8 protein-coding genes and 1 pseudogene are annotated in these 16,852 nt (G+C 66.6%); 3 read left to right on the top strand and 6 right to left on the bottom strand.

The features are described 5' to 3' along the window. Positions 1-312: 312 nt before the first annotated feature. Positions 313-753, top strand: a pseudogene (locus tag F4553_RS09795) (DUF72 domain-containing protein); the annotation flags it as partial. Positions 754-835: 82 nt separating this feature from the next. Here F4553_RS09795 and F4553_RS09800 read toward each other — a convergent pair. From F4553_RS09800 to F4553_RS09820, 5 genes are all read right to left on the bottom strand, one after another. After that, entirely contained in the window at positions 836-6,547 is a 5,712-nt protein-coding gene (locus F4553_RS09800; RefSeq protein WP_184834691.1) for a S1 family peptidase, read from the bottom strand. Between the two features lie 7 nt (positions 6,548-6,554). After that, entirely contained in the window at positions 6,555-6,902 is a 348-nt protein-coding gene (locus tag F4553_RS09805) for a CU044_2847 family protein (protein ID WP_184834693.1), read from the bottom strand. A 561-nt stretch (positions 6,903-7,463) separates the two neighbouring features. Continuing rightward, positions 7,464-12,758 (bottom strand): CHAT domain-containing protein, encoded by a 5,295-nt coding sequence (locus F4553_RS09810; protein ID WP_184834695.1) that lies wholly within the window; start codon positions 12,756-12,758, stop codon positions 7,464-7,466. Positions 12,759-12,799: 41 nt separating this feature from the next. Continuing rightward, a complete protein-coding gene (locus tag F4553_RS09815) occupies positions 12,800-13,738 on the bottom strand; it encodes a hypothetical protein (RefSeq protein ID WP_184834696.1) in 939 nt (312 codons plus the stop codon). A 1-nt stretch (position 13,739) separates the two neighbouring features. Further along, on the bottom strand, positions 13,740-14,138 hold the full coding sequence (locus tag F4553_RS09820; RefSeq protein ID WP_184834698.1) for a hypothetical protein: 399 nt from the start codon (positions 14,136-14,138) through the stop codon (positions 13,740-13,742). Positions 14,139-14,390: 252 nt separating this feature from the next. Between F4553_RS09820 and F4553_RS09825 the strand changes: the two genes are divergently transcribed. Both F4553_RS09825 and F4553_RS09830 read left to right on the top strand, forming a co-directional pair. Next, positions 14,391-14,891 (top strand): hypothetical protein, encoded by a 501-nt coding sequence (locus F4553_RS09825; RefSeq protein ID WP_184834700.1) that lies wholly within the window; start codon positions 14,391-14,393, stop codon positions 14,889-14,891. A 3-nt stretch (positions 14,892-14,894) separates the two neighbouring features. Then, positions 14,895-15,098: a hypothetical protein gene (locus tag F4553_RS09830; RefSeq protein ID WP_184834702.1), complete on the top strand. Its 204-nt coding sequence runs from the start codon at positions 14,895-14,897 to the stop codon at positions 15,096-15,098. Positions 15,099-15,462: 364 nt separating this feature from the next. Here F4553_RS09830 and F4553_RS42925 read toward each other — a convergent pair whose 3' ends face one another. Beyond that, entirely contained in the window at positions 15,463-15,813 is a 351-nt protein-coding gene (locus F4553_RS42925) for a helix-turn-helix domain-containing protein (RefSeq protein ID WP_376776200.1), read from the bottom strand. Positions 15,814-16,852 lie beyond the last annotated feature (1,039 nt).

Below are 16,852 nucleotides of genomic sequence, written 5' to 3' on the forward strand. Positions count from 1 at the left end.
CATACGACCTGTTCGGAATGGGCGGGGCGACGACCATCTACCAGACAGGTCGGACTGACGGGAGCCGATGAATGATCAGCCGCCGGTTGGCAAAATGGTGGAGTGCCAGTGCGGCTGCTCCGGTCGTCCTCATCGCGGATCGGAGGTCCCTGATCGTGTCAGTGCACCTCGACACCGGCACGTCACGATTCACCCCATGACATCTGCACCATGCGTCTTCACGGTGGCTACGCAATGTGGAACCTCAAGTCCTGGCAGGGGCTCAGCCTGCCGCAGACGATCCCGCAGAATTAGGGGTCGCGAGCCTATGCCGACTGGTGCAACGCGGTCGAGGGCGACACAACGTTCTACGCGACGCCCGCGCGGCACACCGCGGAGTCGTGGGCCCAGCAGGCCGACGACGACTTCCGGTTCGTGGTCAAACTGCCCAAGCCGATCACGCACGAGCGCCGCCTGGATGACATCAACAGCGAACTTCGGTCGTTTCTCCAAGTCATGGAGCCGCTCGAACTCTGCGCACAGCTCTGGGTGCAACTGCCGGGATCGCCCTCGCCTGCCGACGTCGGCGCGCTGCCGGACTTCCTGGGTTCCGCGGTAGTGAACGCACGGTACGCCGCTGGGTGCCCAGCGGCGAGCATGACCAAGATGCGAGCCCCTGTCCTGATCCTCAACCCCGGTCCGGGCGCGCCGCGCCCGGACCGGTTCCCACCCTTACTGGACCTTGAACAGCGAGATGTGCCGGTGCGGTCATGACACCGTCGAGCACGACAGTGCATGGGCTGCATCGCACCGGAACGATCGAAGACGGCGGGTCGGCGGATGTGAACCCGACGGACTAAGGTTCTGACTCTGTCCCTGGAGATGGGTCGGTCGAGTCGAGCTGCGCTCGGGCGCTGTTCAGCCAGAATTCGCACATGAACAGCCGGCTGTCGGTATCGGGGTCGTCCGGCGCCTCGGCTCCAGTCGCGACTGCGGCCTCGGTCAGCGCCACCACGGCTTCTGCGGGCCGGCCCGAGAACAGCAGCGCCTCGCCCAGATGGTAGAGATCGTCAGCGTAATCCCGAGGTGACAGTACTTCGCCGGTGATCCGGTGTAGCCGGACCAGCTCGGTGTAGAGCGGTACGGCGGGCGCCGGTTGGTCCGAGAGTGCGAAGGTCCCCGCAGCCAGGCGGATCGCCAGCAGGACGTCAGCAGACGGCGGCCGGTCCGGCGACGGGCGCAGTTCGGCCGCCATCTGTGCGAGCTGGTCACCCAGGAACTCGGCGTCGACCACGCTGCCGAAGTCCAGGCACTGGCGTAAAGCCAGAGCGATCGGGATGAGGGCAGACGGGTCGAGCCCATCGGGCCTGTGCGACGCCAACCGACGGAGGATCTCGGTTGCCTCGTAGAAGGCGGGAACCGACCGCGGCGCCTCCTCCTCATCGGTGCGCCAACGTCGCCAGCGCCGATGGCCGTCCTCGTCGAGGGCCGCCAGGCTCAGCTCGGCCAGGCCGTCGAGGAGCAACATCTGGGCCAACGACAGTTCTGTGGCCGCCGGATCGAGCGGCACGCGGGAGCGCAGGAGGGCCACGGCCTCCCGGGTGAGGCGCCGGGTATCGGCGTACCGGTTCAGGGCGGCACTCACGTTCGCCGCAGTACAGATACTTCGTACCAAGTCCGCCTGGTCGCCGTCCGGGTCGATCGCGACGGCGCGGCGGTGGATCGCCACGGCCCGCAACGCGAGATCCAGCGCCTCTCCGTTGTCGTCGAGCAGGCCGGCGATCCGGCTGCGTTCCCCGATTATCGAAGCCAGCTGGTGCACCTCGTCGACAGCTCTATAGTCCATGTACTCCTGGAGGATCGCCTCGGACTCGGCCAAAACCGAGCCGGCCTCGACCAGTAGGCCGGCATTCTGAAGCAACTGCGCATACAACGACTGCAGGTTCACCAGGGTCGGCCGGGCCGCCACCGGCTCAGCAGCCGCCCAGAGACGGCACTGCTCGATGAGGGCCTCGGCTTCTGCCAACGCGGTCGGCTGATCATCCAATGCCGCTGTCAGCGCAGCCAGGCCGGCGAGGACGGCGACTTTCACCGCAGTCATATCGGCATCGCCGTCCTCGTGGAGAAGGCGGGCATACCGCGCCGACTCGGTCAGGGCGGACTCGTAGCCGGGCGTACCGGAGGCGCGGTCGACCAAATTCATTGCCTCGTGGAAGAGATCACGCGCAAGCGGCTCGGTCGACCCCTCCGACAAGTTCTTCAGCCAGCCCAGCCGTTCGACGGCCACGGCGTGGGCCTCTTCGGCTCGGCCGAGGCCGGCGGCGAGCTGCCGATATGAGTCCAACATGGACATCAGGTCCTTCACCTGCTGCCGCCACTCGGGACCGACCCGCAGCGGATCGTCGGCAACGATCTGCCGACCGAGGACGACCGCCTCCCGAAGCGCAGGCAGCGCCTCTCGCTCCTGGCCGGATCCCGCCAGCAGGTGGGCGTGCAAGGAGAGCGCGGATGCCAGCATCGGTACGACCACCGGCAGGTGCGAGCTCACCCTGCGCAGCAGAAATACCGCCTCGGTGACGAGCACGTTCGCCTCATCGAGTCCACCTGCGTCCGCCCGCTGCCGAGCGAACTCGGTCAGGGCCACGGCGAGCGCGTACTCGAAGTCGATCCGGTTGCCCACCGCCAATGAGCGGAATACCTCGATGCCACGTTCCAGCAGTGTGGCAGCGTCATCGACGTGTCCGTCGGACCACAGCGCCTCGGCCCCGTCCAGGAGTGCGTTGCTGAGCAAGATCGCGGCATGCTCTCCATCGCCGACCGCCAGTACCTGAGCGAGCGCGTCCCGCACGCCGTTCAGCGCGGCGGCAGTGGGCTCCCGGCGCGCGAGCAAGTCCCATGCCTCACGGAAACAGCCCGCCAGAGCGGCCACACCTGCGGCATCGGCCGCAGCCCGCTGTCCGGCGGCCGGTACTGGCGCCTCCTGATCGAGGGCCGACGATGCTCGGTCGCCCCGCGCATCCTCATCCTCGAATGCCTGGATCGCGTCGGTCATGGACTCCCGGATGCCCGTAATGTAACCAGGCTCGTCGTCCAGCGTGGTCCCCTCAAGGACGGAGATCACGCGGCGTGCGTGGATGATCGCCGCCGGCACGTTGCCCGACCCTGTCAGCGCCGCGGATAGGCGGGTGAGCGCGACGACCAGTAGGTACCGGTCATCGAGCCGGTCCGGCTGTCCGAAGGCATCGCAGAGCGCGACCGCTTCCTGGGCGACTGGGATTGCGTCGAGGAACTGCGCGGCGTCGCCGTACAGCTCCGCGAGCCGCATCAGCGACCGGACGAGCGGGTCGGTGAAGGCCTCCGGGTCCCGGCCGAACGCGGCGCGGCCGACACCGACTGCCTCCCGCAGCAGATCGAGAGCGCCCGGCAGACGATCGGTGGCGCTCAGGCGATCGCTCATATCCAGCAGGACGTGGATGAAGGCCAGTTCGCCGTGGACGGGCACGGTCGAGGCCAGCAGCCGGCTCCGTACGACGATCTCGTCCATGAGGGCGTCGAGCTGGTCGCCGGGTGCGTCGGTGCTCTGCAGCGCCACGTATAGATGCGCAAGACTGTGGCTGAGGAGCGCGCCGAAGTATTCGGGATCGTTTTCGGCAAGCGCGCGGTGCAGGACAATGGCTTCGGCCGCGACGGCGGCGTAGCGCACGAACTGACCCGTGGCGGCGTAGAGATCGGCCAACAGCATCAGGCAGTCGGCCATTGGGACCCGCACGTCGGCGCCCAAGTCCTCGGCCAGACGCTGGAACAGCTCGCGGGCCTCCTCTGCGGCTGCCTCTGCCGGAGCGTACCGCTGCTGATCGGCGAGAATCCTGCCCGTCGTGACCAGCGCTTCCGCCAGGCCGCGTCCGGTGGCGCCGAGGGCCACGGACAGCAAGGGTCGCTGCAACTCGGCCGACTCCGTCAACGCGGTCAACGCCTCGTCGTCACGGCCCGCGTCGTGGAGTAGGTAGCCGAGGAAGGCGAGAAGCGAGGCAAGGATGGATTCGTACCGTGAGGGGTCGGCGGGCACGAGGTCACGGTAGATCTGGATCGCCTCGGCCACCGCGCGGGCGGCGTCCCGCGGGCGCCGCGTCTGCTGCAGCCACTCCGCGAGATTGACCAGCGCGCCGCCCAGTCCAGGCCTGAATTCAGCGTCCCGCGCCGCCAGCCGCCGGTACAGTCCGACAGCCTCGTGGGTCGGGCTGAGCGCCTCGTCCGGGCGTACCCGGTGATGCGCCAGCACCCACGCAAGATCACTCAGTGTGTGGGCGAGCACGGGCTCGATGGTCGCCGGTGCATCACCGGCGAAGCTGCGCAACAGGTCCACAGCCGCGCGCAGGTCTGATTCGGCCTCCGCGAACCTACCGAGCTGCACCAGCCAATTGCCGCGCCGCTGCAGCGTACCGGCTCGCCGCTCGGCGTCGGTCCGCGTGCCCGCGTCCCGACTGGTGAACTCGGCGGGCAGCATTGCAAGGAGGAGCCGCGCGACCTGCTCGCCGAGCGGGGCCACGGCCTGATCGTATCGGTCCAGATCGTCCTGCATAGCCGTCAGGGTGTCGAGGTCGGCCTGCTCGGCGTGCCGTTGCAGGACCGCGAGCAGCTCGGGAGCCTCGGCCGACTGCAGGGCCGTACGGCATCCGGTCGGTAACACCACGTTGGGCCGGCTGGTCGCGAGCGCGTCGACCGCGTCAGCGACGAGACCCCGCTGCTCGGGCGCCGCGCCCGACCAGGCTCGCCACAGGATGACCATGATCTGCTCGAGCTGCTCCGCGTCCACATCGGCCAGCACTGCGGTGACGTAGCGCCGCGCGGCGCTCTCACCCATCTCCTGCAGTACGCCCACCACGAGCGTCTCGCCAAGTCGGTCCGGGGTCAGCGATGCCCATACCCCAGCCGGGTCAGGGTAAAGCCGCCGCAGCACGTGCACCAGACCGGCAGCCTCGTCGACCGGTCCCCCGCAGGAAATCAGCGCTCGACTCATGGCCGCCACGGCGGCGTCGACCGACCTCGCGGGGTAGAGCGTGGCCACGGCGAGTACTGGTTCGAGCAGCCAGTCGGCGGCGGCCGTGCGCAGGCCGGACCGGTCCGCAACGCGCTGCCAGTTCCGCGCCTCTCTATCTACCATGGACCGCAGCGACCCCGGCCGGTACACACGACGCGGCCTCACGGGCTCGGGCTCAGCGCGTCGCAGCACCTCGTCCAGCGCCAACACGTGCAAAGTCAGGGCTGAGTCGCCGGCGCGAGCGTGATTCAGGACGCCTTCGGCCAACGGCTCCTCGACCTGGCGGATCGCCAGGCTGAAGTCGCGAAACGCGGCGGTGAGCGTACGTCGAGCCGCCGCCTCGTCGCCGCCGATCGCCCGCAACGGCAGTACGGCTTCGTGGTCGACCAACGCCTGGTGCCCGGCGGCGAGCCGGTGCCACCAGCGCCCATCCGACCGGGCCAGCAGCAGGACGCGGACCTTCCCCGCCCAGCGCGGAGCCTGGCTCAGCAGCTGCTCAAGCTCCTCCGCGCGCGTCTCCGCGTAGTCCAGGACCGCGAGGACCCGGTGGCCGAGGCGCACCGCGTCGTCGATCACCGCCACGTCGAAGCCGACCGGGAGAAACCCGGCGACCCAGCCGTCCCGGTCGACGAGGTCGCACAATTCAAGGGCCAATCGGGTCTTACCGACGCCGCCCCCGCCATGCAAAAGGTACGCCGTGGAGGTGTACGCCGGCTCACGCAGGCACCAGTCCCGCAGAGTGTCGAACTCCGGCCGTGCCTGGAATTCCGTGACGCGGTTCTTCGGATCGAGCCACCATGACGGACGGGGCTCCTCCGTCGGTGGCGGGCTGGGCGCGAACCCGGACCGCCGGAACAGCTCCCGCGCCACCTCGGTGCGCCGGGTCGCTCCGTCCCGCCATGCGGTTCCCGGCCGGTGCAGGGAGGTGTTCGCGGCGACCAGACCTGGGAGATGCTCGGCTATCACCGGCATTGGGATGATCCAGCCGCCCAGCGCCGCGTCGCGGTCCCGGGTGGCCTTGATCAAGCCGATGACACGTCCGCTTTCGCGGTCGAGGACAGCTCCGCCGCTCATGCCTGGCGGTATGGCGTCGCCGGTCACCTTGAGGAGTCCTCCGCTGACGCCGACCACACGCACCGCCACCGTGTCCTCGGCCGGGCCGGCGGTCAGCGTACGCAGACTGAAGCCGTGCCCGCTGACCCACGCTCCTGTACGCAGCTCAACCGTACCGAGCCAGGCTGAGGGAAGGGCGATCGCCTCGGCGATGACCAGCACGGCCAGATCGGGAAGCGGCCAGAAGTCGTCGTCGCCGGGGTCCACGGGTATGACTGTCTCGACGGTCGCGATCAGCGTCCGCCCCTGCCAGACAACGGTCGTTCGCCCTGCCGACTCGGCCCGAGCGGCAGCCCCGACGACATGAGCGCACGTCAACAGCCGGTCCTGACCGATGAAGAAGCCGCTGCCAGCGAAGTACCCGTCAACGTGGACCGCAGCGATGCACTGCCGCAGGAGGTCGACCGGCTGGCTCACGCCCGCCTCAGCTAGCTGGCACCGCAGGATCGGCCGACGCCAGCGGCCAGTCCAGTTTGACCACCACCGATGCTTCGCCGGTCCCCTCGGCCAAGATGCTGACCAGCTGCCCCGACTTCACGCCGAGCTTCAGACCGAACTCCACGGAGATCTGCGACGGCCTGTCTGGCAGCCCTTCTCGGACGTGGGAGAGGATCCAGGACGATACGGACGAGATCTGCCCTCCGAGCGCCTCCGCGTGGAACAGCCGTGGTCGGGCGCCGACATCGCTCTGCGCTGGGACAGTGACTTCCGCGAGGATGCGCGTACCATCCGGAAGTTCGACCTCGACGATCTCAGACCTTGCCCCGGCCATGCCGTCCTCCCCGCGCTGCATCCGATGGGGACAGCAAACCGGAACTCCCGCCCCCTGACAAGTATTCATACAGACAGATGTTTCTGCCAAGCACGGATGATCAACCCGCATCTGCGGCGTGCTGGAGGATTTCACGTCCAGGTTCAGCCTCGACGCTGCCGACTACGACATGATGGGCCCGACCCTCGGGATGTGCCGCCGGTGCGCCAACGACGGCGACACCTACCGCGCGGGCGCGGTAGGGCCAGCAACAGCATTGATCCAGTTACCCAGTCGAATAACGACAGCTTCATCACACGTCCTCCCCTATGGCTAGCGGTCGCCGCGTCGCCGGACGCTGCTCGACGCCGAGCCCGCATGCCTGACCGGTGGACTGCTGGAACCTCGGGAGCGTTGCCCGCTGAGCCGCCATGGCACCGATGCCGACCAGTGCCGGACGATGATCCTGACAATTCGCCGTCAAGCCAGATGCTTTATACGGCGGCCGACGGCAACGAACTCGTTCAGGCTCTGGCGTCAGCAGTTGGACCGTGATGCGGTCGGCCGTACAGCCCGCTGGCGCTATGCCCGCCCGGCATGGATGAACGCGCTCCACCGGCTGGGGCGCAGCGGCTCGCGGTCGCGCAGTGCCACGACAGCGTCGTGCAGCGCTCCAGCAGCCCTACCTGCCATCAGCTGGCCGTCTTCGGCGACCGAGGTGTAAAACTGCTGCACGACCTGAAAGCTCGTGTCGTCTGCTACGGACCACAGTGTGGCAATGACCTGACCCCAGCCGTGGTACTGCATCGCGCTGGCAAGGCTGATCGCCTCATCCGGATTGGACGTACCCGTGGTGGCGGTCTGGCAGGCGGTGAGTACGGCCAGATGCCGGCCAGGCCCGGTTGAGAGCTCGTTCATGGTGAGCAGGCCGTCGCGCAGCAGGATTCCACCACGTGACGGGCGTTCAAGGTTCTGCGTGCCGTGGCAGCTCAGGTGGGCGATGGAGTATCGGCCAAGCGCGTCCTTGACGGTTTGGACTGTTGCGGAATGCTCGTCGAGCACCAGGGAGCCGTCCAGGAGCGACTGGATATGCGATATCTCCTGGCGCACCTGCGGCAGGGGCGCCGCACCCGGTGTTTCGTTCATTCCTACCAGCACCATGGTGCCCGGGTCTGACGTGCGGGGCGTTGACGGTGTCTCGCTGAGGGCGCGCAGGGTGGGCGTGTAGGAGGAGATCACCCGGTCCAGCACGGTCGCGCCGGAAACGGTGTGGTCACCAGCGGCGTGAACGGGAAAGAGCGTCAGCGGGCCGGTCGGGCACCACCACACGTGAGAGATCGTACGCCGGTCCGTGGAGGGGGAAAGGCCGAGCAGCGTCATGACAGGTGCGGTGGCGGCATGCCAGAGCCAGATCAAGGTTTCGGTGATGGTGCGCTCCATAGCGAGGCGATTGACCACGCTGCGGTGGCGATCGAACGTCGTCAGCGCGTTCAGATATCGGCCGTGGTTCTGAAGCACCGTGGGGAGGTCGAGATCGGGCAACTCGACGACCCGTACGCTCGTCTTGTCCACGATGAGTGCGTCGGATCGCCAACTGCTCACGTTCAGCAGGACCACGATATCGCTGTCGCCCATTCCACTGCGCAGATCGTCGATGCGAGGCGGTTTCAGCAGGTGCTGCCAGCCCTCCAGCTCACGTACGCGGCCGACGAGTTCGTTCCACCTGCGCATGAGGGCTCGGGTATGGCTCACGCTGTCATCGAAGCCGGCGGTCAGGTTGGGGTTGTCGAGCTCGCCTCGTACGGCCTCCATCTCGTCGGCGAGTTGGGGATGGTCCTCGCGCAACGCCGTCAGATCGGTGTTGCCGTCGAGAAGCTGGGTCCAGAGCACCCCGCGGGCCTGCTCCAGCAGTTCGACTGCGAGGTCGGGCTGACCTGCGGCGATCGCGGCGGCACACGCTTCGCCAGCCAGTCCCCTGGTCGGGGCGAGTGCTTCCTGGGCGTCCTCGTGGTCCAGCCCGCGCCACGCCAGCAGGGGCAGCACGTCGATGGCGATGGTGAACGCCCGGCATGCTTCGTGCCATTCGCCCGCTGTCATCGCCACCTGCCCCCATCTGCGAGCGGCAGTTAGCCGGCTGAGGGCGGGCAACAGCTCGTCTCGCGCTGCCTCCTCCCACAGCCGTGCCGCCTCACGCCATCCGTCGCCGCTGTCGCCATCGCGCAGGTGGCGGATCAGCAACGCGTTGGCCAGCAGGTCAAGCAGCATCGACCGTTCGAACCGGCCGGGTGAGAGCGTGGCCAGCGCCTGAGCGCCGAGCATGATGATCTCTTCGAGATCCTGCTCGTCCTGGGTTCGAGCAAAGCGCTCATTGATCATTACGCAGAGGAACACCTGGATGGCAGCCCAATTGGCCGACTGGTCGGCCATCACGGTTGCCAGTTGACGTGTCTCATCGATGGTCCGGTGCAGGGGGGCGATGTCCTCCTGCGTCTGCAAGCGGCTCAGCGCGGCCATGGCCCGGTTTAATATGATCATGGCCTGCATTGACTGATCGGCGTCGAGATCGGTGCGGGCGCCGTAGGTATCCGCCCCGGCATAGCTGTCGTCCGAGCCAGCAACCGGGTCCCGCATCCATCCGATCATCTGGAATAGAGTCCGGGCCATTGGCTCGAGCTCATCGGCGTTCACCAACCCATCGAGCGCGTCATCCACACCTGCCAGGTCCGTCGACGACCCGGCGAGCAGATAGCGCGCCTGCCGGAGGTAGGCCAGGGTCGCACGCCGCTCCTGCTGTTCAGGCTCGTCGGCACCGATTCTGATGGCGCGCTCCAGCGCGGAGACGGCGTTGTCGAAGTCGGCGGCGACGCCGCGCACGAAGAAGCTGAGCCACAGCGCCCATGCGTGTTCACTAAGTGTCGCGGCGGTCAACATACCAGCGGCCTCGGCGATCGCCACGGCTTCACCAGTGATGAGGACACCGTCCGAGACGTATGCGACAGCCGCCGCCCCCGACGGATCGGCCCGCAGGCTGAACCCAAGATCGATACGGGCGCCTAATGCCGAGCCGAGCCCTTGCAGGAGCGGCAGTCGCGCTGCCGGCTCAGCGGTCAGTGCTAGCGCCTCGCGGCGAAGATCGATCACCTCATCGAGATCGGCCACGCCCTCGGGCGGTTCGTACCGTGTCCACAGATCGCGGGCGAGGCTTTCCAGGTCGGACGCACGACGGCCGGACTGGCCCGCGGCATCCAGACGCTGCCGCCTGAACTCGATGGCCAGGTTCAGATCTGCGGCGGCGCCGGTGAGGCGATAGCGCTCCCTGTGGCCGATGGCGAGGTCGAACAGCCAGGTATCACGCGCCGGATGATCGGTTGGCGCCAAGCCAACCACGTCCACGAGTATGGCGATGCACTTGTCGAGGTCGCCGCCTTCGCGAAGCGCCCGGTAACGGCTCCAATAGGCATCGGCAAGCAGCCCCTGCTGGATCACCCGATCACCATCGGACTCCGGCAGGACTTCCACCACCCGCTGGCGCGTGGCGATCTCCTGCTCCAGGTCATCGATGATCCCGCTCTTCTGGTATGCAGTGTCGAACCCCCAGGCGAGATGCTTCAGTCCGCTGGTCAGCGTCGCAGACGCGACAGCAGCCGCGTCGACGGCGATCTGGCTGTGCGCAATCCACGCCTGCAGGTCCTGCTGGATCTCCGATACCTCGTGCCGGAGCCGGAACGCGATGCTCAATTGCAGGTGACAGTCAGGTTGAATGCCGAGGTTGCGCTCACCCGGCGCGGTACCCAGAAGCCGGGCCTCGATCTCACGGTCGAGCTCCCCCGCATCGCCCGTGAACCGGTACCTACGCCGGTGCAGTTCGGCGAGTTCGCAGTGGAAGTGTCCCGCGGGACCGCTGTGCTCAGCGGCCTGGATGGCGGCGCGGGCGAAGTCGAAAGCACGGTCGAGGTCTGCGACGTCCTCGTAGCGATGGAACCTGATAACCAGCGCGTCGCCGACGTGGGCCAGTCCCGCCGCCTGATGACGGTGCCCCGTAGGTGTGACCTGCGCTCCCCGCTCGAAGGCGGTGACGGCTTCGTCGATGGCAGAGCGTTCACCGGTGGCGAAGAACCGGGATCGCCACGCTCCCCCCAGTTTGGACAGCCAGGTTGCCAGCTCCGGATCGGTGGGATCGGCCAGGTCAACGGCTTCGGCGAGCGCACCGATCGCGGCATCCACGTCGCTGACCTGGCGAGTAGCTCTATATCGGGCCAGTAGCCGGTTGGCCCAGGCCGCGAGACGCACCGGGCGCTCGCGGGCGTCGGCGGGCGTCAGCACCACGGCTCGGGCACGCGCCTGCACGGCGAGGTCAAGGTCGGCGGCATCCTTCGACTGCTCGAACAGGTTCTCCAGAGCCAGTCCAAGGTTGCCCGCGAACACCGCCTGGTCTGCGGTGTCGCTGCTGTGATCGAGAGCGAACTGATAGAGCTCGATACAGCGCCGGATGTCGTCTGCTCGATGCTCCAGCCAGAACCGATCGATCAGAGTGTTCGCCAGACGGTTGGCGTGATCTGGCCGGTCGGAGTCGGCGGTCGCCAGGGCCCGCTCCCTGAGCTGAATCGCTTCCTCCAGCATGCGGGGATCGCGCGTGGCCTCGTACTTGCTCACGTAGCGGGAGGCCAGCGCGGTCACATACCACGGCGGGGCCTCATCGCCGCGGATGCGTACCGCATCGGACATGGCCTCGATGCAGCCGTCCAGGTCAGCCTGCTCGCCAAGGCGCTTGTACCGCTTGTGGAGCACGTCATCCAGGCTGGACAGCCGCCGAGAGCGGGTAGTGCCCCCGCGCGGGGTCAAGGCGAGGCTGGCTCGGTGGGCGGCGATCGACTCTTCCAGATCCTGCAGCATGTCCAGGAGATCGAACCTGGTTTCCAGGCGTACGCCCAGCGTGAGCAGATGCGCGGATCGTTGTATGTCGTCGTCGGACAGCTCGACGCAGTGCTGGGCCAGCGTGATGCATTCGTCGAGATCCTCCTGCCTGCCGGTGAGCTCATGGCGCTGATGCAGCAGGTCTTCCAGCGCCGAAACGCTGGTGATGCGCTCGGCAGGGTCGGTGGATGATTCGCATTCCTGGCGCGCGGCGGCAATCGCGGCGTTCAGTGTCTCCGGTTCACCGGTGAGCTCGAACTTGTCGGCCAGCGTCCTTCGCAAGGCCAAGAAGGCGGTCGCCCTGTCCTCGGGCGCCGTGGCTACGTCCAGCAGGCGGTGCAGCGTCGCGATGAGGGCATCGAGCGTGGCCACCTCGGGCGTCTGTACATTACGCGCCTGTTGCGCCAGGGCGAGCAGGCTCAAGCGGTCGGACAGGTCTCTGCGTTCGGCGGCTGGCGTCAGGTCCACAGCCTGCTGGGCGAGGTCGACGGCGCGCAAGACGTCGAGGGGATCTGCGTGCCGTATGTGGCGGGCGAGCCACCGGTCGGCCTCCACCGCCAGGCACTCGGCCCGCTGCCGGTCATTGACCGCCAGCGACCGCGCCTGCTGGGCCAGCCGGAGGGACTCCTCCAGGTCGGAGTCGCTCTCGTTTGCGGCGTCACGGGATGCGAGAACGAATGACAGGTCAAGGCAGAGCTGCATCTGCGCCCGGTGCCCGCTGGGGGTGAGCTGTAGCGCCTGGGTGAGCATGCGCACGGACTCATCGGCGTCCTGTGCGGCGCCGGCCCACCCGTCGATCGTGGATCGGCGAAACAGCGATCGGCCCAAGGCTGCGTAGCGACGGGCCATTCGTACCGGCGCGACGCCCTCGGCGAGCAGGGACCTACGCCGTGCATCGATGGAACGTGTCAGATCAGCCTGGTCGCCGCTGAGCTGGTGACGAGTACGTCGCAGATTTGCCATGAGACCCGCCCGAGCGGCGGAGAACCTGCCGGCCACAGTGATCAGCTCAGTTCCGCAGAGACCGGATGCGCATAGATCAAAGGCGGTTCCTCAACGCCCTGCCGCCACTGCAAGCACAGCCGTTCGGCGATGACCTTCTCTGCCGCGCTGTCTGCGGGCAACGGCACATGCAGCTGTTCCAGTAGCTGGAAACGGTAGAGATCGAAGCAGACCTCCAGCGTATCGCCGTACGCCACAGCTGCGGTCGTAGCCGAGCGATACGCCAGCGCGGCCGAGGACAGCGGAATCAGGATTAGTAGAAGCCAGTACCCGGTGGTGGCGAGCAGCCCGCCCGTAGCCGCCGCCGAGACGGTGCAGTACACCGCCAGCGACACCATCATGTCCATCCGCATCCGCCGGTCGTCGGCTATCTCCTGCATCCGGTCCGGCAGCAGCGGGTACAGCCGCGGCCAAGCCACCACCGCATCCCATCCATACCGCGAGCCCGCCCGGCCCTCACTGGCCGACAGCGCGTTACCGAAAGTGGTAGGCAGCAGCGTAGAACCGGGTGGAAAGCGTTTGCGCCACAACGCTCCGATCTCACCGCTGTCGATAAGCGCCTGCTCATCGCCAGCTGCGGCCTTAGCCAACAGGAACTCCTCGCGCCGAATCAGGCGGTCACGTCGGCGGCCTTGGCGCCAGATGCCCAGGGAACTCAACGGGCGAAGCCAACGCGGCCATAACCCTTCCAAGGTCCGCACCAGTCCCAGCAGAGCTGGGCTGAGCAGCAGAGCCAGCATCAGGCTGAGCACGAGGGCAACGAGGATCGCGGCAACGGATGTGTGCGTCATGTTGCGCCACAGCGCCGTCAGGTCAACGCCGCCCGGTGCGCCGGCCTGGACCAAGACGATCACAAACAACCCGGCTAGCGCTGTGGGAAGGAAGGCGACAATGAAGAACCTGTGCAGAAAACCGTCGAGGCCGAGGCCGGATACCTCCATGTCAGGCGCCCGCGGGATCGACGGAGACCCGGCGCACCGGACCGTGACCGTTACGGCACAGCGGCATAGAGCGATGATCAATGTGAATCCGCACCATGGTGAAGTCACAGCTCTCACATGACAACTGGATGATCTGGTAGCGGGGGCGCCCAGGCAGGACAGCCCCGTCGCTATCGCCAAAGCCGCGAGCGGCCCCGATGAGTCTCGCCCGGCTGCACCCGCCGATCGTCTGCCCGCCGACGAGTACGGCCACCTGGTCGACGTCCGGGGCGTCGGCGAAGACCGCATCCAGAGCCTCGGCGAGGGCATCGACATCGATGCCGGGCGGCAGGTCAAGAGTGGCATCAGGCGCTGATGGAGGCTCGGCGTCCAGCAGGACCGCATAGGGGCTATGAGGCATGACCAACTGTAAGTTGCCCGATGACCACGCGCTGTCCCGAAAATGATCGCGACCACTCTGGACATGAGCGAGGATGTCGTCACCTATCTCGGGATCCGGCGGACAGCGCTACCGCAGGACTGCGAACGGCCGCGGCAAACCTACTGAAGTTCACGAGTCGGGGCCTGTGCGTCGGTTGTGGCTGGTCAGGGTGGGTGTAGGCCGGTGGCAAAGGGGCGGTGACGCGGGCGCCGCCCTGGAATGAGAACCATCATGTCGACCCGGCGCATCCCCAAACACCTCATCCAGGCACGACGAGCCGAGACCGGCGAGACGTACCAGCAGGCCCACGCCGCACTCGCCCGCCAGATCCCTGAGGCCCGCCTGCGCGCTCCCGAGGACGACTCGCCGTGCGTCGGCCGGTGCACCTCCCAGTTCAAAGCCGCCGACAGTGCCAGCCACGACGGCGGATCCATGGTCGACTGCGCCGCATGCCCCGGCGCGGTATGCCTCGAATGCCAGACCCGGGCCGTCGACGAGCCCTTCGCCAGATGCAGCCCCTGCGAGACCGCGATCGAGGACCTAGCCCGAGCCCAGCGACTAGCCGACCGCTGCGCGGGCCGCATCTGCATCACCAGAGCCCAGGCCGGCACCTCCGACTCCGCCTCCTACATCTGCGACCTCTGCAACGAGCCCACCTGCCACTGCGGCAGGCCCGTCGAGCACGGAATCATGATCTGCGACCCTGCGACCCTGCGGCAACTACGCCGGTGATACATGCCAGACGACCACGACGACTACCCCGCCCGACGCCTGGAATACCTGACCGGGCTGATCGTCAAGCGAGGCGGCGGCAGCTACCGCCACCTACACCGCATGCTCGGCACCAGCAACATCTTGACCGCCGACGCCGAAGACCAATACGAGGTCATGGAATACGCCCACCGCTGGGCCGCCCGCCTACGCAAAACACGCAGCTAACCGACCTTCGTGTCGCGGCGAAGACCTGCAGATTCGCCGCGACACGAGTCGCAGACGGTACTTAACCGCAACGGGTTCCCCAAGGTGGGTGCCTGTATCCATCTCAATTAAGAGACAGGCAACACCAAGCTCGACCCCTACGTCCCAGGTGTTCCCAGGATCAACTCTGAAGAAGATGAGCCACGTTGGCACTCCATAAAAGCTGTTCAGCGGGCTATTTAAATCGATAAGTCACGTGACTTAACATATATAAGGTCGCTGCAACTAGCTGCTAGACCGAAGGGTGCGTGCTAGCAGCTAAAAGTTTGCGAGATGCGAGACCAAAACGGTTACGTTTCCTGTCTCCAGCTAATACAAGAGACACTCACCGACCGTGTTCCTTCTCCCATAACTCCATCAGGGCGCCGCCATCACCGAATAGGACGCCAGCGCTTCTCGCCAAGTCGCCCGATGGTGACTGTCCATTTTCTACCTTTGAGAGATACCCGCTGCTGTAATGGAGGTGCCTTGCGAGAACCCTCAGCGACATGCCAGCGTTCACCCGTGCTGCCCGGAGTGCTCTCCCGAACTCATTTGTTGATCGTCTGGATGCCGTGGAACTGCTGGTACGTCGAGTTCTAGCGGGCTGACCGACAATACGATCTTCACAGTCGGCCCTTCGTTGCATCCAGGACTCCAGTTCGCGCCCTGGGTCCCGAGACCATGCCTCGACCATGACCGCTAGAAGCCTGCGCGTTGGAAGCGTGGAACCTGCCAAAGCAGCGAAGATCGCAGACTTGCTCACCTTGGCACGGCCGGCCACCTCGGCTATCTCTCGAAACCGGCCAGGCGGCGCGCTTTCTCGTAGCGCGCGAAGAGCCAGCCCGAAGCGGGCCAATGGCCCGTCATCAGGGGAGAGGGATGTTGTTCGTGCTACCACTCTTCTACCGTTCGGGTACGCAAGTCCTTTGAAGTCCGTTCAAGTCCGTGTGCATTGCCGCAGGAAACCTGGCGTATTTGAATGAACAAGCCGGGAAACACCGGCAGGAAACAGCCCCCGCTCGCTCTCGTTGGCGCGTGGTCGAAGCGGGGGCTTTCGACCGAAGGAGTCCGAATGAACGGCTGGCTCGGCTTGGGAGCCATTGTCTCCCAAGCCGGCGCGTTTCGGAAGGGTCAGGTCGCGCCGTACAGGTTCGCCTGCTGCTGTCCGTGTCACGCGCAACATGGTTGGAACAGGGCCCCCAGTTCCATCAATTTCCCCCACCACCCGAGTTCTGTGATGGTGCTGGTATTAGTGGTGGCCAGTTACCCTATGTGGCTGAAGGCTGCGGGATTCAGTTTCGACCAGAGCTCCCGACTGGTCTCGACGTTGGCTGAGGTGTCAGTTCATCTGCACTTGGTCCACATCGCTGCCGGAGCGCCAGCAGCCCTCTTGACGCTGATGCTGGCGATACGTGCGTACCGACGCTGAGGGCGGAATTAGCCTTTAGGCAGTTAGCGGGGGCTGGCCATGACGAGCCTGCCCCCGCCTCGCTGGGGCCCTTCCTCTCACTGTCTAGCCGCTTAGCCCGAGCGGATTTGCCGGGACCGGGCAAGCCGATCAAGTGCGACCTCGGCGGAGTTGCGCAACTCGACTGAGACACTGGGCAGATGTGGTCTCAATTGGTCTGCGCAGCACTGCCAACCCTGACCTTCAGGTGAGCATGATGACTGGGACTTGGGCACGTCTGTCGCGCGTCAGAATCTTTGGCACAGGGGTTTGTTGGTCCTGAGCT

This window comes from Allocatelliglobosispora scoriae, assembly GCF_014204945.1.
Lineage (GTDB): Bacteria > Actinomycetota > Actinomycetes > Mycobacteriales > Micromonosporaceae > Allocatelliglobosispora > Allocatelliglobosispora scoriae.